The 18,839-nt window shown below is 52.3% G+C and carries 16 protein-coding genes and 2 tRNA genes; 12 read left to right on the top strand and 6 right to left on the bottom strand.

Annotation, left to right across the window (positions count from 1 at the left end; genetic code table 11):
* The first annotated feature begins 419 nt into the window (after positions 1 to 419).
* Positions 420 to 1,124, top strand: coding sequence for a hypothetical protein (locus V8L71_RS11665; RefSeq protein WP_336274211.1), 705 nt, complete (start codon positions 420 to 422; stop codon positions 1,122 to 1,124).
* An 83-nt stretch (positions 1,125 to 1,207) separates the two neighbouring features.
* Here the strand turns inward: V8L71_RS11665 and V8L71_RS11660 are convergent, their stop codons facing one another.
* Positions 1,208 to 1,711: a hypothetical protein gene (locus V8L71_RS11660; RefSeq protein WP_336274210.1), complete on the bottom strand. Its 504-nt coding sequence runs from the start codon at positions 1,709 to 1,711 to the stop codon at positions 1,208 to 1,210.
* A 191-nt stretch (positions 1,712 to 1,902) separates the two neighbouring features.
* Positions 1,903 to 2,130 carry a DUF4113 domain-containing protein gene (locus tag V8L71_RS11655; protein WP_336274209.1) on the bottom strand — a complete coding sequence of 76 codons (228 nt, stop codon included), beginning with the start codon at positions 2,128 to 2,130 and terminating at the stop codon, positions 1,903 to 1,905.
* Between the two features lie 135 nt (positions 2,131 to 2,265).
* Between V8L71_RS11655 and V8L71_RS11650 the strand changes: the two genes are divergently transcribed.
* Positions 2,266 to 2,535 (top strand): hypothetical protein, encoded by a 270-nt coding sequence (locus tag V8L71_RS11650; protein ID WP_336274208.1) that lies wholly within the window; start codon positions 2,266 to 2,268, stop codon positions 2,533 to 2,535.
* A 138-nt stretch (positions 2,536 to 2,673) separates the two neighbouring features.
* Here the strand turns inward: V8L71_RS11650 and V8L71_RS11645 are convergent, their stop codons facing one another.
* The gene (locus V8L71_RS11645; RefSeq protein ID WP_336274207.1) at positions 2,674 to 3,480 is read right to left on the bottom strand and encodes a sulfite exporter TauE/SafE family protein; all 807 of its coding nucleotides are present in this window, start codon (positions 3,478 to 3,480) and stop codon (positions 2,674 to 2,676) included.
* Positions 3,481 to 3,626: 146 nt separating this feature from the next.
* On the opposite strand from V8L71_RS11645, the gene V8L71_RS11640 reads away from it, so the two are divergent.
* The gene (locus V8L71_RS11640) at positions 3,627 to 4,223 is read left to right on the top strand and encodes a hypothetical protein (protein ID WP_336274206.1); all 597 of its coding nucleotides are present in this window, start codon (positions 3,627 to 3,629) and stop codon (positions 4,221 to 4,223) included.
* 5 nt (positions 4,224 to 4,228) lie between these two features.
* Here V8L71_RS11640 and V8L71_RS11635 read toward each other — a convergent pair whose 3' ends face one another.
* A complete protein-coding gene (locus V8L71_RS11635) occupies positions 4,229 to 4,753 on the bottom strand; it encodes a helix-turn-helix domain-containing protein (RefSeq protein WP_336274205.1) in 525 nt (174 codons plus the stop codon).
* A 309-nt stretch (positions 4,754 to 5,062) separates the two neighbouring features.
* On the opposite strand from V8L71_RS11635, the gene gltX reads away from it, so the two are divergent.
* The 3 genes from gltX to V8L71_RS11620 all read left to right on the top strand — a co-directional run bounded on the left by gltX (position 5,063) and on the right by V8L71_RS11620 (position 6,913).
* Positions 5,063 to 6,547 (top strand): glutamate--tRNA ligase, encoded by a 1,485-nt coding sequence (gene gltX, locus V8L71_RS11630; protein ID WP_336274204.1) that lies wholly within the window; start codon positions 5,063 to 5,065, stop codon positions 6,545 to 6,547.
* 134 nt (positions 6,548 to 6,681) lie between these two features.
* Positions 6,682 to 6,757, top strand: a tRNA-Ala gene (locus V8L71_RS11625).
* Between the two features lie 80 nt (positions 6,758 to 6,837).
* Positions 6,838 to 6,913 (top strand) — tRNA-Glu (locus V8L71_RS11620).
* Positions 6,914 to 7,560: 647 nt separating this feature from the next.
* On the opposite strand, the gene V8L71_RS11615 is transcribed toward V8L71_RS11620, so the two are convergent.
* Positions 7,561 to 8,780, bottom strand: a protein-coding gene (locus tag V8L71_RS11615; RefSeq protein ID WP_336274203.1) for an IS3 family transposase whose coding sequence is annotated in 2 segments (ribosomal slippage) — positions 7,561 to 8,430 and positions 8,433 to 8,780 — 1,218 coding nt in all. Because the reading frame shifts where the segments join, the coding sequence is not laid out codon by codon here.
* A gap of 107 nt (positions 8,781 to 8,887) precedes the next feature.
* The gene (gene gltA, locus V8L71_RS11610; protein ID WP_336274202.1) at positions 8,888 to 10,174 is read right to left on the bottom strand and encodes a citrate synthase; all 1,287 of its coding nucleotides are present in this window, start codon (positions 10,172 to 10,174) and stop codon (positions 8,888 to 8,890) included.
* 511 nt (positions 10,175 to 10,685) lie between these two features.
* Here gltA and sdhC point away from each other — a divergent pair.
* From sdhC to odhB, 6 genes are all read left to right on the top strand, one after another.
* Positions 10,686 to 11,063 (top strand): succinate dehydrogenase, cytochrome b556 subunit, encoded by a 378-nt coding sequence (sdhC, locus tag V8L71_RS11605; protein WP_336274201.1) that lies wholly within the window; start codon positions 10,686 to 10,688, stop codon positions 11,061 to 11,063.
* Positions 11,057 to 11,404 (top strand): succinate dehydrogenase, hydrophobic membrane anchor protein, encoded by a 348-nt coding sequence (gene sdhD, locus V8L71_RS11600; protein WP_336274200.1) that lies wholly within the window; start codon positions 11,057 to 11,059, stop codon positions 11,402 to 11,404. The genes sdhC and sdhD overlap by 7 nt, the downstream gene beginning before the upstream one ends.
* A gap of 4 nt (positions 11,405 to 11,408) precedes the next feature.
* Complete coding sequence (gene sdhA / locus V8L71_RS11595) at positions 11,409 to 13,181, top strand: succinate dehydrogenase flavoprotein subunit (RefSeq protein ID WP_336274199.1); 1,773 nt, start codon at positions 11,409 to 11,411, stop codon at positions 13,179 to 13,181.
* A gap of 27 nt (positions 13,182 to 13,208) precedes the next feature.
* Positions 13,209 to 13,919, top strand: coding sequence for a succinate dehydrogenase iron-sulfur subunit (locus V8L71_RS11590; RefSeq protein WP_290696527.1), 711 nt, complete (start codon positions 13,209 to 13,211; stop codon positions 13,917 to 13,919).
* A 365-nt stretch (positions 13,920 to 14,284) separates the two neighbouring features.
* Positions 14,285 to 17,119: a 2-oxoglutarate dehydrogenase E1 component gene (locus tag V8L71_RS11585; protein ID WP_336274212.1), complete on the top strand. Its 2,835-nt coding sequence runs from the start codon at positions 14,285 to 14,287 to the stop codon at positions 17,117 to 17,119.
* Between the two features lie 38 nt (positions 17,120 to 17,157).
* A complete protein-coding gene (gene odhB, locus V8L71_RS11580; protein WP_336274198.1) occupies positions 17,158 to 18,741 on the top strand; it encodes a 2-oxoglutarate dehydrogenase complex dihydrolipoyllysine-residue succinyltransferase in 1,584 nt (527 codons plus the stop codon).
* The last annotated feature ends 98 nt before the right edge of the window (positions 18,742 to 18,839 follow it).

Genomic DNA, 18,839 nt, shown 5'->3' with positions numbered 1-18,839 from the left:
TCGACTTCCCGTAGCAAGAGCAATCCAGCATCGGAGGTGATGTGGCCCCCAGAGAAATCGGCTTCAATTTGCCGGCGTGAGAGTGGCGAGAAGGTCAGTTTTTCAGGTACCATTTTGGAAGCGGCGGTTGGTGTTGGTTTTTGGTGTAAGGCCCTGAAACGTTAACACTTTCAGCCGCTTTCTTTTATACCCCGTGAGAAATCCAGGCTAAGAGTCTATTCGAATTTCATCGTGAACTTCAGAAGGCATATGCCTATCTAAAATATGGTTCTCCGAATCTTCAGAAACTGACCACTGAAGATAAACTCCTTTTTGAAGATTTCGAATACCTTGTTCGCGATGGCTCTTCTCATTTTTTTAAAGATTTGTCCGATCAAGTTCAACCCCTGCTTGACTCTGTCTATAGGTTGACAAAAGGTATGACTGGCACACAAAAGTTGATTTGTTATATTGCAATAATCACTGCCTTATCAGGTGGTTATTTTGTCCATAAACATTTTGATTACGAAGCTCAAGCCCTTAAGTCTAATGCTGCCGTTCAGCAACAAACTATACAAATGGAAGGGCAAAAACATGCGATTGATGCTCTTCTAGAGCAAAATAAGCAAGCTCTTTCTGCACTTCAGTCGCAAGGAGAAGCTGGTGAGCGTGTCAGTGGCGCTGTGAACAGAATTTCTGAAGGGTATGACAACATTGTTCGTTCAGTGCCGGATGCCGAACGTATTGATATAGGAGATGCTACTTTAGATAGTTCTGACATATCTCAGCATATTGAAAATTTAAGGCCTGATACTTATCCGGAGATTATTGATAAAGACTTGTTTATTGAGCAGGTGAATCGTCGGAGCTTTCCTCGTATATCAATACGAGTTATGGACTTAGACGATAACGCCTTTACACTTCACTTCAATTATGGTGATATTTCCCCTGCAAGTTATGATGCAATTTTTGACGCGATTAAAAATAATAATAGCGTGAGTATAAAATATAATGCAATGATGCGGGATGGTGGGATTTTTCAAAAAGGCACTGTTTTAAATGTGGAAAAGGGTGCATCTAATGCAGCTCATAACATTAATACCCTCGACTTTGATGAGGATGAAGATGAAGATGTATCAGAATAAATAGTTCTAGTTAAATGTTTTAAGCTTCTATCACGGGTGGTTTTGTTAAATCCCACCCGTTTTTTAATAATTAATATTGCATTTTAGCTACCTAGCAAAGTTCCTAGCGTTGCGATCAGTGCAGGATGCTTAGACATATCCCATAAATTTTCTTTCCATTTGCTTTTTTGCTCTGACGGTATGTTGGGCGACTGATCAATCGCTTTTTCCAGTTGTTGGAAGTAGTGGTTTACTTCAGTATTTTGAACTGATACCTGAGCATCGCCTGAAGTAGAAATAGCAGACTGACTGAAATTTCCACTGAAATGGGTATTGTGGGTCACACTTGTTGGCGGTTGCTTGGGTACACCAATATCACTGGGTTCAAGTGTCCGTATACCGAGTGGAGTCAAACGAGCAACATTACATCCGATGACTGTATGAATAATCCCTTGTTCATGAAGCATTCCCACTACATTCTCAATCTGAGTCCAAGGTATCCCTAGCTCTTTATCTAAGGGCGTCAAGTCTATCATGCCATTATTGCCACGATCGTATTCATTGAGCATTCTATTGGCGATTGCTTGTTTAATTTTTTGTGTGCTCATTGTACCTCTCCTAATCTTTGATGATATTACCCCTAAGTAAAATATAGCAAATTGCTTGCTCTATATAGCAAATGATATTAATTATAATCCTTACTTTTTTTGATTCTTATTGACGTTATCAGTGCCTGGCTTTTGTATGGCTTAATTTGGTCGCCTCCGCCTAGTCGCTCCCTAATCCGTATACGCCACCATCAATTCATCCTAATTCGCCGTATAGTTCGAGCTTCGGTTCGCGCAGCGAAGGTGCCAGGGGCGTTCTTTTCCAGTAGGCCCAGGCGTACCGTTCCCATGCCCATCTTCGCGTTTAGCGCGTCCATGGTGGCCATTAGTTTTTGGCTGCGCTGGCGTTCCTCTTCCGTTTTCGGTGTGTCCATCAGGCTGAGCTGTTGGCGGTTCTCGTCGATAAGATCAATCAGCATCACGCCCGTTTTTTTGTATCCATGCTTGAGGCGAGCATAAATGAAATTCTTTGCTACGCTGGGGGTGTCGCCATGAAGGAGGCGGCTACGGCCCCAGGTTTTAGGGGCGATTTCATTGGATGAACGAGGTGCTAAATGGCTAATTTTACACAAACAAACATGAGCCTGGATCACTACGATTGGGACGCAGCACCTAGCGATGATCCACGCGTAACAGGTGAGCCTGACAGCACGCTATTTAACCGCCAGCAGGGTTACGAAGTGCTTTATATGCTGAACACGGTGCTGTCCGCTTCCGCCCCCATTAAGGCGCTTCACAAGGGTGAAGAGATGATCCGTGATGAATTGCCGAGTGATATGTGCGAGCAGCTGGACGTGAAAAAGTGGCTTGATCAACGCCTGTAATTGACTGATCGCAGGCAGCGTTCAGGTTAGCGCTCGATAGATGCAAATGCCCCGGCCATAAACGATGGCCGGGGCATTTTTTTGCTGCGCCGCGCACCACCAAAGGGCACGCTTTTGTTTAGCTTTAGCCGCTCTCCCTCACGCCGTAAACACCGCATACACCATCTGCAGTGCCAGCCCCATCAACATAAACGCGAACACACGCTTGAGTAGCGCGACGGGCAGCTTGTGGGCGAGTTTGGCACCCATCGGAGCGGTTAGGATGCTAAAGGGCGCCATGAGTAAGAACGCGGGCAGATAAACATAGCCTAGCGCGGCACTCGGCAGCCCGGTTGTACTCCAACCATTAATGATGTAACCCAGCGCCCCGGCAACGGCGATGGGCAGCCCCACGGCTGCCGAGGTGCCAATCGCGCGGGGGAGTTTGACGTTGCACCAGGTGAGGAAAGGCACCGTGAGTGAGCCGCCACCAATCGCCACGAGCGCGGAAATACCACCGATGCCCAGGCCCACACCGCTTACTCCCATCGGGCTAGGTAGGCCGCGGTTCGGTTTGGGCTTGATGTTTGCCAGCATCTGGAGTGACATTAGCACCATAAAACAGGCGAAAAAGATGGCTAGGCTACGGGTGGGGATCAGTGCGGCGATAAAGGTAGCTAAAAACGTGCCGACTAAAATGCCGGGGGTAATAAACCGCACGATGTCCCAGCGCACCGCCTTGTGCCGATGGTGGGAAAGCAGGCTGGCGGTAGATGCAGGAATAATAGACGCCATGGCAGTGCCTAACGCCAAGTGGGCGAGATGTTCATGGGGCACACCTTGAAGTACAAACAGCGACGTTAAAATCGGCACCATAATGCCACCGCCGCCAATCCCTAATAAGCCTGCCATCAAGCCAACAAAGCCGCCGAGTGCTACATATGCCAACCACCAGATGATGTCCAAGTCCGCTGCTCCTAAAAGTGTCTTGTTAGCACGATAAGCACATTGTACCGGAAGCGGCGCGTGTAGCGGGGCCAAAGTCGAGTATTCGACTGTGGTAGCGGCGATGCAGTGGTAAGCTGCAGGACAAGTAATGTTTCGGAGTTCGTATGCGCAAGGTAATAGGCAATGTTGGCATTTTGGTAGTGGTAGTTGCGCTATTGGCAGGCTGCAACGATATGGAGGAGCCGTCAACGGACACGGTTTCCTCCGCGCAACCTGAGGCCACCCCTGAAGCCCCGGTGACTGAGTCGGAAATTGCTGAGGTAGAAGTAGAGCCGCTTGTTGTCGAAATATCGACGCAGGTCGCCTTACGTAGCGATCGACGCTTAATGGTGGAAGGCAAAAGCAACTTACCGGATGGCACCCAGGTACGCATTGTAGTCGAACGTGAGATCAGCCGGGTGCGTTGGCAGGCAAGAACGCAAATCGAGAATGGTCAATTTGCAGCCGGTCCGTTTGGCTCTGGCAGTGGGCTGCCCGATGGCGGATACGATGTCCGTGTGGAAGTCTCGGAAGGCAGCGTGCAGCCAGTCGCCGTGCAGGCGCGTATTGGCCACGAGGGCCAGCACCTGGCGGGAGAGCTTGTTAGCCAATCCCGCCACGGGCTGGGCCAAGTGGCCACCTACTCACAGCGTTTCCTGGTGGGGAGTGAGCCTAGGCGAACGCGTGACCAGGTGGAGGTGCTAGAGAGTCCGGGGAGGTAGACGCTTTAGGCAGGATGCCAATGGGCTAATAGTATTGCATGAATCGATGTGTCGCTGGGGGCTTTGGCGAAGTGCTCAATGACGAAGCGATCGTCGCGTTGCACCACGTAGTGGCCCGCTTTATGAAACACATGCGTAGGCCCGAGCAGCAGTAAGTCGCCAGCGTTAACGGGCGAAAAATCTGTACCTTGGCCAGGAGTTGCCATCACACATGGTGCTTTCCAGTCGATGTTCAACGGCAAATGACTGGGCACTTTAATGGTGGTTGCCTGTACCTGTTCCCAGGGGAGGGGGCCAGTATGGGTCAACGTTAATAGCTCGGGTGCGCTATCACCTTCCAATAGTGTTGCCAGGGAACAGTCGAGGGCGTCAGCGAGCGCAACTAAGCGTTCGTGACCGATCTGTTTGATCGCCCCGGATTCCCAATAAGAAATGGTGACATCTGACACGCCAACTTTGCGTGCAAGGGCAGCTTTATTGAGCTTGGCCCTAAGCCGCAGTTGCTTGATACGTGAGCCTAGCGATTCCATTTCGTTTTCCTGATGTTGAGCTGAAAAGCTCGTGAATGTCTTCCACTATAGTCGTCTTTTTCAATATAAAATATAAATAGTGGCGCTACGAACATACGTTATTGCTCTGCTTCAGTCTTGAGGTATGCGCTCAAGGGGTTGCTACAGTGCCATACTAAGCGATTGTGCTTTAGCGCGCATTAGTGGACAAATAACGTTGAGTTAATTTCTCTGACGCTTTCTTGCGCGAGTTGTTCCCTGGGTGCCGCTGTTGGTTGCGCCTAAGGTGCGTATAATAACGCCATGCATTTTTGCCAATAGGACGTTTTCATGACCGTACGTACTCGCATCGCGCCTTCTCCGACAGGGGACCCCCACGTTGGTACGGCTTACATCGCGCTTTTTAATCTATGTTTTGCTCGTCAGCATGGCGGCCAATTTATCCTTCGTATTGAAGACACTGATCGGCTGCGTTCTACGCCTGAATCAGAGCAGATGATTCTTGATTCATTGAGCTGGCTGGGTCTTGAGTGGGATGAAGGCCCTGATGTGGGTGGCCCCTATGGCCCCTATCGGCAAAGCGAGCGTGGCGACATTTATGCACAACACGCTCAACAACTTTTGGATGCCGGTCATGCGTTTAAGTGCTACCGCACCAGTGAAGAGCTGGATGAGCTGCGTGAGACACGTAAAGCAGCAGGATTGCAGCTGGCCTTAAAACCTGCAGATTTAGCGCTGGATGCACAAGAGCAAGCGCGCCGTGAGCAAGAGGGCTGGCCTTATGTAGTGCGCATGAATGTGCCCGCCGAAGGCGTGTGCGTTGTTAAGGACATGCTGCGTGGCACGATCGAGGTGGAGTGGGCGCAGGTAGACGCGCAAATTTTGCTCAAATCAGATGGCATGCCTACCTACCATTTAGCCAACGTGGTCGACGACCATTTAATGGCAATCACTCATGTGTTGCGTGGGGAGGAGTGGATTAACTCCGCACCAAAGCACCAGTTGCTGTATGAGTATTTTGGTTGGGAAATGCCGCAACTTTGCCATATGCCGCTGTTGCGCAACCCGGATAAATCCAAACTCTCCAAGCGCAAGAACCCAACGTCGATCAACTATTACCGCCGGATGGGCTTTTTACCCCAGGCCGTCACCAACTATTTGGGGCGGATGGGCTGGTCAATGCCCGATGAGCGCGAGAAATTCAGCCTGCAAGAAATGATGGCGGAATTTGATGTGCAGCGTGTCTCGTTAGGTGGCCCTGTATTCGACCTGGAGAAGCTGACCTGGCTGAACGGCGTCTATATTCGTGAAGACCTGGACGATGATGCACTGTTAAGCGCGCTGCGTGAGTGGGCCTTCAATGAAGCCTATATTAAGCAGATTCTGCCGCAGGTACGGCCGCGGGTAGAAACGCTCTCCCAGGTCATGCCGTTGGCAGGGCACTTCTTCTCGGGCTTGCCAGCACTGACTAAAGAGTCGTTTGAGAGTGTGAAGCTTGAGGAAGAGGAGCTGGTAAAACTGCTCCAGTTCCTTGTTTGGCGGTTTGAAGGCGTCTCCGCTTGGAATAAAGAGGCGCTACTGAGCGAAGTTAAGCTGCTGTCCGAGCATTTTGATTTGAAAATGAAAGCGTTCCTGGCACCGGTGTTTATTGCGATTACCGGCAGTACGTCCAGCACCTCGGTTATGGACGCCATGGCGATTCTTGGCTCCGACGTTACCCGGGCTCGCCTGCGCAGCGCGATAGAGGTGTTGGGTGGCGTTTCCAAGAAACAGGCGAAGCGCTTTGAAAAAGAGTTTCGTGAAATAGCTCTGTGAAAGAGCTTAGTAACATCAGCTAACCGCAATTGAGATAGCGCTAGCGCCAATTTCTTATCTTTAAGGAATTGGCGTTTTTAATGTTGACGAAGGCCAGGGGAATCAGTATTATACGCTCCGTCTTCGCGACATGTGGGGCCTTAGCTCAGCTGGGAGAGCGCAACACTGGCAGTGTTGAGGTCAGCGGTTCGATCCCGCTAGGCTCCACCAATTCGGCAGCATGTGATCCACAGCATGTGAATAGTTGCTCGGGAAGATACGCTTTTAGCGTTATATGTCTAGTGTTATACGTCCCATTCGTCTAGTGGTCTAGGACACCGCCCTTTCACGGCGGTAACAGGGGTTCGAACCCCCTATGGGACGCCACTACTTAATACTCCCTTTCTAATGTTATTTTCCTGGCAATGAGCCTTCTCATTTGCTGGATTTTTGCGTTCCCGCCGTTCACAAAAAAGCTATAAATCGTCACTTTTTTGGGCGATTTTATGCTTGACTTGTCCACTTTTTCGATTCTGGTTTCAAGGTTGTGCACAACCCCTTGTTGTTGACGCAAAAAAACTTCAACAGAACTTAAATCGTTTAAAAACAGTAACTTATATTAGGTCAAAAAATGACCAATTTAAGGCTGGCCCACTGCCCATGGCGATTACGGGACGTTTTGAAGTGGTTGTGAACAGGGTTATCCACAGATAGTGTGGAAAACCCTGAGCAAGGCCGGAAAGTAAAAAAGTCAAGCGATATTAGGAGGCGCTCAGGCGTTTTAATGGTGGTGATTTAGCGCAATGACTGGTTCAAAATTGACTAATTTATGATGGTATCCAGCGAAGTCCACTGGTGGTGATTACCGCGGGCATCATAGTAGGTCGTCAGGCGATGATCTTGCTCATGCTCGTTGGTGTAGCGGCGCAAGCTATAAACCGTGTAGAAGACGTTGTTGGCTCACGTCGCTGGTAGATAGCTTGATGTAATGCCAGCGTGGAAGGGGTCTGTCTAGTCCTAAAATAGATTGACACTTATTTCATCTCAAACGCCCAGTGCACTGCATTGGGCGTTTTGTATTTCAGCGCTAGGTGCGGCCGCTGACTGTTATATATCTCGACGGACTCATTCACCATCGTACGCGCCTGACAAACATCTCCTGGCTGAACCAAGAGAAATTCAGTCTTCAATATTCCGTTTACACGTTCTGCGAGAGCGTTTTGATAACAGTCATAACCGTCTGTCATTGAGCACTGGATACCGTACTGGCGATGTATCTTCTGATAGCTGTCACAGCAGTATTGGATGCCTCGATCCGAGTGGTGGATTAACGGCTCGCTTCCTAACCGTTGGCGTAGAGCGTTGCGTAACGCTTGCTCTACGTCCTGGCTACGTAAGCTCTCATGGACGTGATGACCGACGATTTTGCGGGAGTAAGCATCGGTGACCAGACTTAAATAGCTCATCCCGTGACGCGTCGGTAGATAGGTAATGTCAGCGACCCAGACCTGATTAGGGCGGCAGGCAACCACCTGCTCGGGGCCTGGCTTGAGCAGGTTCGGATGTCGCCGGAAGCGATGATGGCTGTGCGTCGTCTTATGATAAGCTCGGCGTATGGGCACCAGCAGACGCCGCGTACGAAGGACCTGAAAGAGCTGATCTCGTCCCACGTGCAACTCTTGATCTGCTTGGCGGTGCAGCAAGTGATGCAGCTTGCGGGTGCCTAGTCGAGGCTGGGTAAGTCGTATGTCTCGAACAAAATCGACGATCCGCTGCTCCCGGGCCTCTCGCGACTGCTGCGCTTTTTTGGCCTGATACCAAGCCTGGCGGCTGATGCCGAGAAGGTGGCATACCCTGCTGATGGTTAATCCGGCAACACGTTCTTGCGTGAGGACTTGTCTGGCTGCTTTTTTACGGACACCCCGTAATCCTTCTCCATCACCTCCACAACAGCTTCGAAGAACTGAGCCTTTTGCTCAGCAAGCCGCAACTTCTCTTCAAGCTCTTTGATCCGTTGTTCAGGGGTAAGTGGCCGGGGCATGTCGGGACTCCTTCTAGAGCGCTGTGTGGCACCGGGACTCCAGTCCTGATGACCATATCGACGTAACCACTTTAATACCGTCGTGCGACCTTGAATACCGTAACGACTCTGCGCCTGTTTATAGGTCATCTCGCCACGTTCCACTTGCTCTACCACGGCCTGTTTAAAGGCCAGTGTGTAGTCTTTCTGTGTGCGCTTAACTCGTTGACTCATCACGCTCTCCCAAAATAAGGACGGGAACGTGTCAACTCTATTCAGGACGGGTCAGTCATACGCAAAAGGCCACCCGAAGGTGGCCTTTGATCAAGCGGGGTGCTGATTTATTTTTTCGGGTAGTCGCGCTGGTCGTGACCAATATAGAGCTGACGCGGACGGCCGATTTTGTAGCTTTCGCTGAGCATTTCGTTCCAATGGGAAATCCAGCCAATGGTACGCGATACTGCAAAAATCACGGTGAACATATTGGTGGGAATGCCCATCGCTTTCAGAATGATGCCTGAATAGAAATCAACGTTCGGGTACAGCTTACGCTCGATGAAGTATTCGTCTTCCAGGGCGATCTGCTCAAGACGCTTGGCAATTTTAAGCTGCGGGTCGTCGGCCATGCCGAGCTCTGCGAGTACTTCGTCGCAGGTCTCTTTCATTACCTTGGCGCGCGGATCAAAGTTGCGATAAACGCGGTGGCCGAAGCCCATCAGCTTGAACGGGTCGTCTTTATCCTTGGCTTTATCAACAAAGCGCTGGATGTTCTCTTCGGAGTCTTCGCCGATTTCGTCAAGCATGGCCAGCACGGCTTCGTTAGCACCGCCGTGAGCGGGGCCCCAAAGTGCCGCGATACCTGCGCTGATACAGGCGAACGGGTTAGCGCCCGTGGAGCCTGCCAGGCGTACCGTAGAGGTAGAAGCGTTCTGCTCATGATCCGCATGTAGCATAAAGATGCGGTCCATGGCTTTCGCGTATACCGGGTTGATTTTGTACTCTTCGCACGGGTTGCTGAACATCATGTAGAGGAAGTTCTCTGCATAGCTCAGGTCGTTGCGCGGATAGTTGAACGGCTGACCCACATTATACTTGTGCGACATTGCTGCCAGCGTCGGCATTTTAGCAATCAAACGGATCGCGCTGATGATGCGATCTTCTTCTTGAGTGATGTCCATATGGTCGTGATAGAAAGCGGCTAGGCCACCTACTACGCCACACAGGATAGACATCGGGTGCGCGTCGCGGCGGAACCCTTTAAAGAAGTTATTGATTTGGTCGTGAACCATGGTGTGGTTACGAATGCGCGACTCAAAATCTGCGTATTGTTCGTCGTTAGGTAATTCACCAAACAGCAGGGTGTAGCACACTTCTACGAAGTTGGACTCTTTGGCCAGTTGGTCAATGGGGTAGCCGCGGTGGAGCAGCACGCCCTTGCCGCCATCAATATAGGTGATGGCAGACTGGCAGGAAGAGGTGGCCATAAAGCCGGGGTCGTAGGTGAACAGGCCTTCAGCGCCTAAGCCGCGTACGTCAATGACGTCGGGGCCAAGTGTGCCGGAATACATGGGTAGTTCGATCGGTTTATCAAGACCGTCTACCGTCAATGTCGCTTTCCTGTCAGCCATGCTGGCCTCCTTTCGAATTCGGGTTGGGACGTAAAGTCGTTGCTGCGCATACCGCGCCGGCGAAAAGGCTTGCCCACTATAGAAGTGTGCGACATTTTGTCAATTAGCCTAAGCGCTAGCTGCATATTGTACGAAAATTGTTATTATGATGAGGTTTGTATAAGAATTAAAAGTCTACAATATGACAAAGCGTTAAAATTCCGGCGATATTTTAACAATAGTTTAACATGAGATGTTAACAGGCTTATCAAATTGCTACTCTATCGTCACTATAGCGATGCTGCAGCGCAAAATCGACTCACAATGATGGCAATTTTCTTGCACCATAGTCGAGTTAAGCTTGAGTTCGGTTTGTAAGCGAGGGCGAAGGTTCTTATAATCCACGGCGCGCGACCGGCAGGTAGGTGGTCGTGCCCGACTTGGCAACGGCCGAGCCCCTTCCAGCAACCACCGCCCGCTCGGGCCATGCCCGACCTGTCGCAGAGCGGGCCAAGAGAGTGTGTACAAAGCCGTGAATAGCAAACGACCCGTAAACCTAGACCTTACTACGATCCACTTCCCACTGCCGGCCCTGACGTCGATCACCCACCGTATTACGGGTGTCATTCTGTTCGTTGGCCTGATTTTCGCTTTTTGGGCGCTGGGTAAATCCTTGTCATCTCCGGCGGGTTTTGACGCCGTTAGCGATGCGCTGGCCAATAACTTTTTGGCTAAGTTCATTGCTTGGGGGCTGCTGTCCGCCTTGGCATTCCACTTTGTCGCAGGCATTAAGCACCTGCTGATGGATGCCGATATTGGGGTGACCCTTGAAGGTGGCGTACAAAAAGCGCAGATCACCGTTGTGGTCAGTGCCGTTCTGATTATTCTGGCAGGAGTTTGGGTATGGTAACCAACATCACAAGTTTTGGCCGTAGTGGGCTTTCTGATTGGCTGATGCAGCGCGTTTCCGCGGTGATCCTGGCCCTCTATACGGTCTTTATCGTTGCCTTCCTGCTGTTTAATCCAGGCCTCGATTATTACGCGTGGAGCGGCCTGTTCAATCAGACGTGGATGCGGATTTTCTCGCTACTGGCATTTGTTGCCTTAGCGGCACACGCCTGGATCGGCCTGTGGACCGTCACCACCGACTATCTCAAGTCCACTCGCCTGCGCGTGGGTGCCCAAGCTGTCATCATTCTGGGCATTTTCGTGTACTTGGTGTGGGGCATTCAAATTTTGTGGGGAGCTTGATTACATGTCTAATCTGCGTAGCCTGACGTTTGACGCCATCATTATTGGTGGCGGTGGCTCTGGCCTGCGAGCCGCTCTAGAACTGGCGAAGTCCGGTAAAAAGACGGCCGTGTTATCGAAAGTTTTCCCGACCCGTTCTCACACCGTTTCTGCCCAGGGTGGCATTACCTGTGCGATCGCGTCCGACGATCCGAACGATGATTGGCGCTGGCACATGTATGACACCGTTAAAGGCGGCGACTATATCGCTGACCAGGACGCGGCTGAATATATGTGTTCCGAAGGCCCGAAAGCGGTATTTGAGCTCGAGCACATGGGGTTGCCGTTCTCGCGTTTAGATAACGGTCGTATCTATCAGCGCCCGTTCGGTGGTCAGTCGAAGAACTTTGGTGAAGGCGGTCAGGCGGCACGTACCTGTGCAGCCGCCGACCGTACCGGCCACGCACTGTTGCACACGCTTTATCAGAACAACTTGAAGAACGACACCGTGTTCCTCAACGAGTGGTACGCGGTGGATCTGGTCAAGAACGCCAGCGGTGATGTGGTTGGCTGTATCGCCATGTGCATCGAGACGGGTGAAGTGGTTCACGTTAAATCCAAGGCCACGGTACTCGCGACCGGTGGTGCAGGCCGTATTTATGCTTCTACTACTAACGCCTTGATCAATACCGGCGACGGTATCGGCATGGCGCTGCGCGCTGGCTTCCCGATGCAGGACATGGAAATGTGGCAGTTCCACCCGACCGGTATTTACGGTGCGGGCACGCTGGTCACAGAAGGTTGCCGTGGTGAAGGTGGCTACCTGATCAATAAAGACGGCGAGCGGTTCATGGAACGCTACGCGCCGAACGCCAAAGATTTGGCCGGCCGTGACGTTGTGGCTCGTTCGATGGTCATGGAAATCCTCGAAGGTCGTGGCTGCGGCGAGAAGGGCGATCACGTCTTCTTGAAGCTTGATCACCTGGGTGAAGAAGTGCTTGGTAAGCGTCTGCCCGGTATCGTTGAGCTTTCTAAGACCTTTGCTCACGTCGACCCGGCAAAAGACCCGATCCCGGTCGTCCCGACCTGCCACTATATGATGGGCGGTATTCCGACCAACATTCATGGTCAGGCGATTACCATGGACGAAAGCGGTAACGATCATATCGTTAACGGCTTGTTTGCCTGTGGCGAAGCGGCGTGTGTATCGGTCCACGGTGCTAACCGTCTGGGCGGGAACTCACTGCTGGATCTGGTGGTCTTTGGGCGTGCCGCTGGCATGTTTATCGAAGGCGCACTTAACGAAGGCATCGAGTACCTGGACGCTTCCGAGTCGGATATCGAATTCGCCATGAAGCGGATCACGCGCTGGAACGAGTCTGAAGGCGGCGAAAGCATTCCTGAGCTGAAAGCTGAGCTTCAGGAAATCATGCAGACCTCCTTCGGCGTATTCCGCGAAGAGAAAAACATGCTGGAAGGCGTCGATAAGCTGGCGAAACTGCGCGAGCGTATCGCCAATGCCCACCTGCCTGACAAGTCCAACGCGTTCAACACTGCCCGTGTAGAAGCGCTGGAACTCGATAACTTGATGGAAGTGGCAGAAGCGACGGCGATCGCTGCCCTTGAGCGTAAAGAGAGCCGTGGCGCCCACTCGCGCTATGACTATCCAGACCGTGATGATGTCAACTGGCTGAAGCACTCGCTTTTCTTCCCAGCGACCAAAGAGCTGAAGAAGCGCGACGTCAACTTCAAACCGAAAACGGTTGATACCTTCGAGCCTAAGGTTCGTACCTACTAAACGCCGCATTGACGAGAGGGAGTCAAAATGTCCAATCTTCAGGTATCCGTATACCGTTACAATCCGGAAACCGACTCCGCACCTTACATGCAGGAGTTTCAGGTCGATACCAAAGGCCGCGATGTAATGGTGCTGGATGTTCTTCATATGATGAAAGAACAAGACAGTGGTTTGGCGTTTCGTCGCAGCTGCCGCGAAGGGGTGTGCGGTTCCGACGGCATGAACATGAACGGCAAAAACGGCTTGGCGTGTATTACGCCGCTTTCAGACGTTGTGAAAAACAACAAGCTGGTGCTGCGTCCACTGCCAGGTTTGCCGGTGATTCGCGATATGGTTGTCGACATGGGGCTGTTCTATAAGCAGTACGAGCGTATCCAGCCGTACCTGCAAAATGACACGCCTGCCCCGGCTATCGAGCGCCTGCAATCGCCAGAAGATCGCGACAAGCTCGATGGGCTGTATGAGTGTATTCTATGCGCCTGCTGCTCAACGTCTTGCCCGTCGTTCTGGTGGAACCCTGAGAAGTTCGTGGGCCCGGCAGGTCTGCTGCAATCTTACCGTTTCCTGGCGGATTCCCGTGATACCGCTACGCGTGAACGCTTAAGCGATTTGGAAGATCCGTTTTCGGTCTTCCGCTGCCGTGGCATCATGAACTGTGTGGCGGTTTGCCCAAAAGGCCTAAATCCCACTCGGGCGATTGGTAAAATTCGCGAAATGCTTCTTGCAGATGCTACCTAAGTCTATGACATTTGAGTAAAAAAGCGTGTGCCACTTAAGTTGGGTAATAATGCCACTTAAATCATGGCGCTTCGCTTGTTATCATAGGGTTTGTCACGCGGTGCGGCGTCACGTCGCACCGCTGGTCAGACAAGTTTGAAAGCCGGTGCCTTGGGTACCGGCTTTCGAGCATGAACTGAAGACGAAACACCGTATGACGCGTTAGATGATGAATAGCTTGATGATGTATAGCTAGATGAACAGGGTTTCCGGCCGTTGGCCGGCGCCGCCGGCAAATGTCCCGCCCCGCCGGCAGGGCAATAGCGATGTCGCCGCACGTTTGCGACGATACCGATACCACCCCATCAGTGCAGGGTGACCGAGAGATGCAACAAGGCATAATGGAGTTGATGTGGCGTTCCTCTCACGTTAGTGGCGGCAATGTTCACTACGTGGAAGCGCTTTACGAGCAGTACCTCGCCGATCCTGAGTCTGTCCCTGACGAATGGCGCAGCTATTTTGATGAGTTGCCGCGTCCCGAGGGCAGTGCCTCCCACGATGTTCCACTAAGCCCAGTCCGTGATCAGTTCTACCAGCTGGGGCGCGAAAGTCGTCCGGGCCGTGTAGTTGCCGCTGCCGATAGCGGTGAAAACAAAAAGCAGGTAAAAGTCCTGCAGCTGATTAACGCTTACCGCTTCCGTGGCCATCAAAAGGCCAATATCGACCCGCTAGGACTGCGTAATCCCACCCCCGTCCCCGATCTCGACCTGTCCTTTCATCAGCTCTCAAAAGCTGATTTGGACACCGAGTTCCAAACCGGTTCTTTCTTTTTAGGTATCGACAAAGCGCCATTGCGTGACATCGTTGATGCGTTGGAGCGCACGTATTGCCGCTCCATCGGCTGCGAGATCATGCATATCGTCGATACGGAAGAGAAACGTTGGTTACAGCGACGTTTCGAGTCGGTACGCAGTGCGCCTGATTTCAGTGCTGATGTGCGTAAGCACGTACTGGAGCGTTTGACGGCCGCCGAAGGCTTGGAGAATTACCTGGCATCCAAGTATCCAGGTACCAAGCGTTTTGGTCTTGAAGGCGGTGAATCGTTTGTACCAATGATGGATGAACTCATCCAGCGTGCCGGCGGTTATGGCACCAAGGAAGTGGTCATCGGTATGGCGCACCGTGGTCGACTTAACCTGTTGGTCAATATTTTGGGTAAAAACCCAGCTGACTTGATCGATGAGTTCGATGGCAAAAAAGTCATCGAGCGTGGTTCAGGTGATGTGAAGTACCACCAGGGCTTCAGTTCGAACGTCATGTCCCCGGGCGGCGAAGTCCATTTGGCGATGTCGTTCAACCCGTCGCACCTGGAAATCGTGGCCCCCGTAGTAGAAGGCTCGGTGCGTGCTCGTCAGGACCGTCGTAACGACGAAGAGGGTAGCAAAGTGCTGCCGATCAACGTCCACGGCGATGCTGCGTTTGCCGGTCAAGGCGTGGTAATGGAGACATTCCAGATGTCCCAGACCCGTGCTTATAAAACCGGTGGCACGATCCACATTGTGATTAACAACCAAGTGGGCTTCACCACCTCGCATCCGCTGGATGCACGCTCTACCGAATACTGCACTGATATTGCCAAGATGGTTCAAGCGCCTATTTTTCACGTCAATGGCGATGACCCGGACGCAGTGCTGCATGCTACTCAAGTCGCTCTCGACTATCGCCAGCAGTTCAAAAAGGACGTGGTGATCGATCTCGTTTGCTACCGTCGTCGTGGCCACAACGAAGCTGACGAGCCGTCAGGCACGCAGCCGATGATGTATGCCAAGATCAAAGATCACCCCTCTGCGCGCTCGCTTTATGCCAAGCGCCTAGTTGATCAGGGTGTGCTCTCTGAAGAGGCCGCCAAAGCGATGGTTGAAACCTATCGTGATGACTTGGTGGCGGGTAACCACGTAGCCAATGCGTTGGTGCAAGAGCCCAATGCCTCTCTATTCGTTGACTGGGCGCCTTACCTGGGTCACGAGTGGACCGGCGATGCAGACACAACGATTGATATGAAGCGTCTGCAGCAGTTGGCTGCCCGTATGTGCGAGGTGCCGGATGGCGTCGATGTGCAGCGTCAAGTGGCCAAGATTTATGAAGACCGTCGTAAAATGCAGGCCGGTGGGCTGGGGCTTAACTGGGGCTTTGCTGAAACGCTGGCCTACGCCACCCTGCTGGATCAGGGGCATCCGATTCGGATTACCGGGCAAGATGTCGGGCGCGGTACGTTCTCCCACCGTCATGCGGTGGTGCATAACCAGAAAGACGGTTCCACCTATGTGCCGCTGCAGAACATGGCCGATGGTCAGCCGCGTTTCACCATTCATGACTCCTTCCTTTCGGAAGAAGCGGTACTGGCATTTGAGTATGGCTACTCAACCACAGCGCCGAATGATTTGGTGATCTGGGAAGCCCAGTTTGGTGACTTCTTTAACGGTGCCCAGGTGGTCGTTGACCAGTTCATCTCTTCAGGTGAAACGAAGTGGGGCCGGGTGTGTGGTCTAACCATGCTGTTACCCCACGGATATGAAGGCCAGGGTCCCGAGCACTCTTCGGCGCGCTTGGAGCGTTTCCTGCAAATGTGTGCTGAGCACAATATGCAGGTATGCGTACCGACGACTCCCGCACAGATTTATCATCTATTGCGTCGTCAGGTGATTCGTCCGCTGCGTAAGCCGCTCATCGTAATGACGCCTAAATCGCTGCTGCGTCATAAAGAAGCGACGTCGAGCCTTGAAGATCTGGCCCATGGCAAGTTCCATATGGTGCTCGCTGATCAAGCCGATCTTGCGCCTGAGAAGGTCTCCCGCGTTGTGCTTTGTGCTGGCAAGGTCTACTACGACTTAGCCGCTTGGCGCGCCGAGAATGAGCGTCATGACACGGCAATCTTACGTCTTGAACAGCTTTATCCCTTCCCGAAAGAAGAGCTTCTGGAAGCGCTACAAGGCTATACCAACGTAGAAGACATTGTGTGGTGCCAGGAAGAGCCTCTAAATCAGGGTGCTTGGTACTCTAGTCAGCACAATATGCGTGCAGTGGCCGATATGCTGAAAGATGGCTTCGGACGCGAGTTGAAATTTGCAGGACGTCCTGCCTCTGCTGCACCAGCAGCTGGCTATATGTCCGTCCACACTGAACAGCAGCGCCAGCTGGTGGAAGACGCTTTTAATTTATAAGCGGCCACCGGATTTAGAGAACACATAAGGGAAACGACATGGCTACTGAGATCAAAGCGCCAACCTTTCCGGAATCCGTTGCCGAAGGCACAGTGGCGGCGTGGCATAAAAAGCCGGGTGACAGCGTTGAGCGTGACGAGCTGATTGTTGAAATCGAAACCGACAAAGTAGTACTCGAAGTTGTCGCACCGGAAGCGGGTACCCTGACCGACGTAATGGCCGAAGAGGGCGATACCGTTCAGTCAGAGCAGGTATTAGGAAAAATTGGTGAAGGCAGTGCTTCTGGCGACAGCGGCAAGAAAGAAGAAAGTGCTTCTGAAGCGCCGAAAGAAGAAGCAGACAGCAAACCATCCGAAGACAAGCCGGCCAGCAGCGGTAGCGGTGGCGGCAAAAAGCATGATGTCAAAGCGCCCAGCTTCCCTGAGTCTATCCAGGAAGGCACCGTAGCGACCTGGCACAAAAAAGTCGGCGAAGCGGTGAAGCGCGATGACGTGCTGGCCGATATCGAAACCGACAAAGTCGTGCTGGAAGTGGTTGCTCCGGCAGATGGCGCCCTGGCTGAAATTAAAGCCGAAGAGGGTAGCCAGGTAGAATCCGAAGCGATTCTTGCCGTATTTACCGAAGGTGCTGGTGGCGACAGCAGTGGCAGCGAAAGCGGCGGCGATTCAGCGCCTGCTAAAGCTGACACCAGCAGCGACGACGATGGCGCCGATGAGAAAGTCGGTGACAAGATCCTCGCTCCGGCTGCCCGTAAAATGGTGGCTGAGCACGACCTCGACGTTGCCAAGATTAAGGGCACCGGAAAAGGTGGCCGCATCCTGAAAGAAGACGTACAGAAAGCGGTCAACGACGGTTCCGCCAAGAAAGCAGCGAAATCGGCTGCACCGGCGAAAGCTGCCGCTGCACCGGCTGCCGAAGGTGAGCGCATCGAGAAGCGCGTGCCGATGAGCCGCCTGCGTCAGACCATCGCCAAGCGCTTGGTTCAGGCGCAGCAAACTGCTGCGATGCTGACGACCTACAACGAAGTGGACATGACCGAGATCATGGCCCTGCGTGCGCAGTACAAAGAGACGTTCTTAAAAGCTCACGATATTAAGCTGGGCTTTATGGGCTTCTTTGTAAAAGCCGCTTCAGAAGCGCTCAAGCGGTTCCCGGACGTTAACGCCTCTATCGACGGCACCGATATCGTTTATCACGGTTATCAGGATATCGGCGTTGCTGTCTCCACCGATCGTGGTTTGGTCGTGCCGGTACTGCGTGACACGGACAGCATGAAAATTGCTGACGTCGAGCGTAAAATTGTCGATTTCGGTAAGCGTGGTCGTGACGGTAAGCTGGGCATGGACGACATGATCGGCGGCACCTTTACCATCACCAACGGCGGTACCTTTGGCTCGTTGATGTCGACCCCGATTATCAACCCGCCGCAAACCGCCATTCTGGGCATGCACAAGATTCAAGATCGTCCGATGGCAGTCAACGGCAAGGTCGAGATTCGCCCGATGATGTATCTGGCGCTCTCTTATGACCACCGCATGATCGACGGCAAAGACGCCGTTCAATTCTTGGTTACTTTAAAAGAATTGCTGGAAGACCCCGCACGTTTGCTGCTGGACGTCTAAAAAGAGCATAAGCGTCATATTGACTGAGTACGCTACTGCTTAACCAGGATTTATCTGCAATCGTACACAGCCTCCCGCCTGCTTCGAGTTTAAGCGGG

This window comes from Vreelandella indica, assembly GCF_037070225.1.
GTDB lineage: Bacteria > Pseudomonadota > Gammaproteobacteria > Pseudomonadales > Halomonadaceae > Vreelandella > Vreelandella arctica.
The sequence above is the reverse complement of the archived record's forward strand: the minus strand, read 5'-3'. Positions and strand labels throughout refer to the sequence as shown.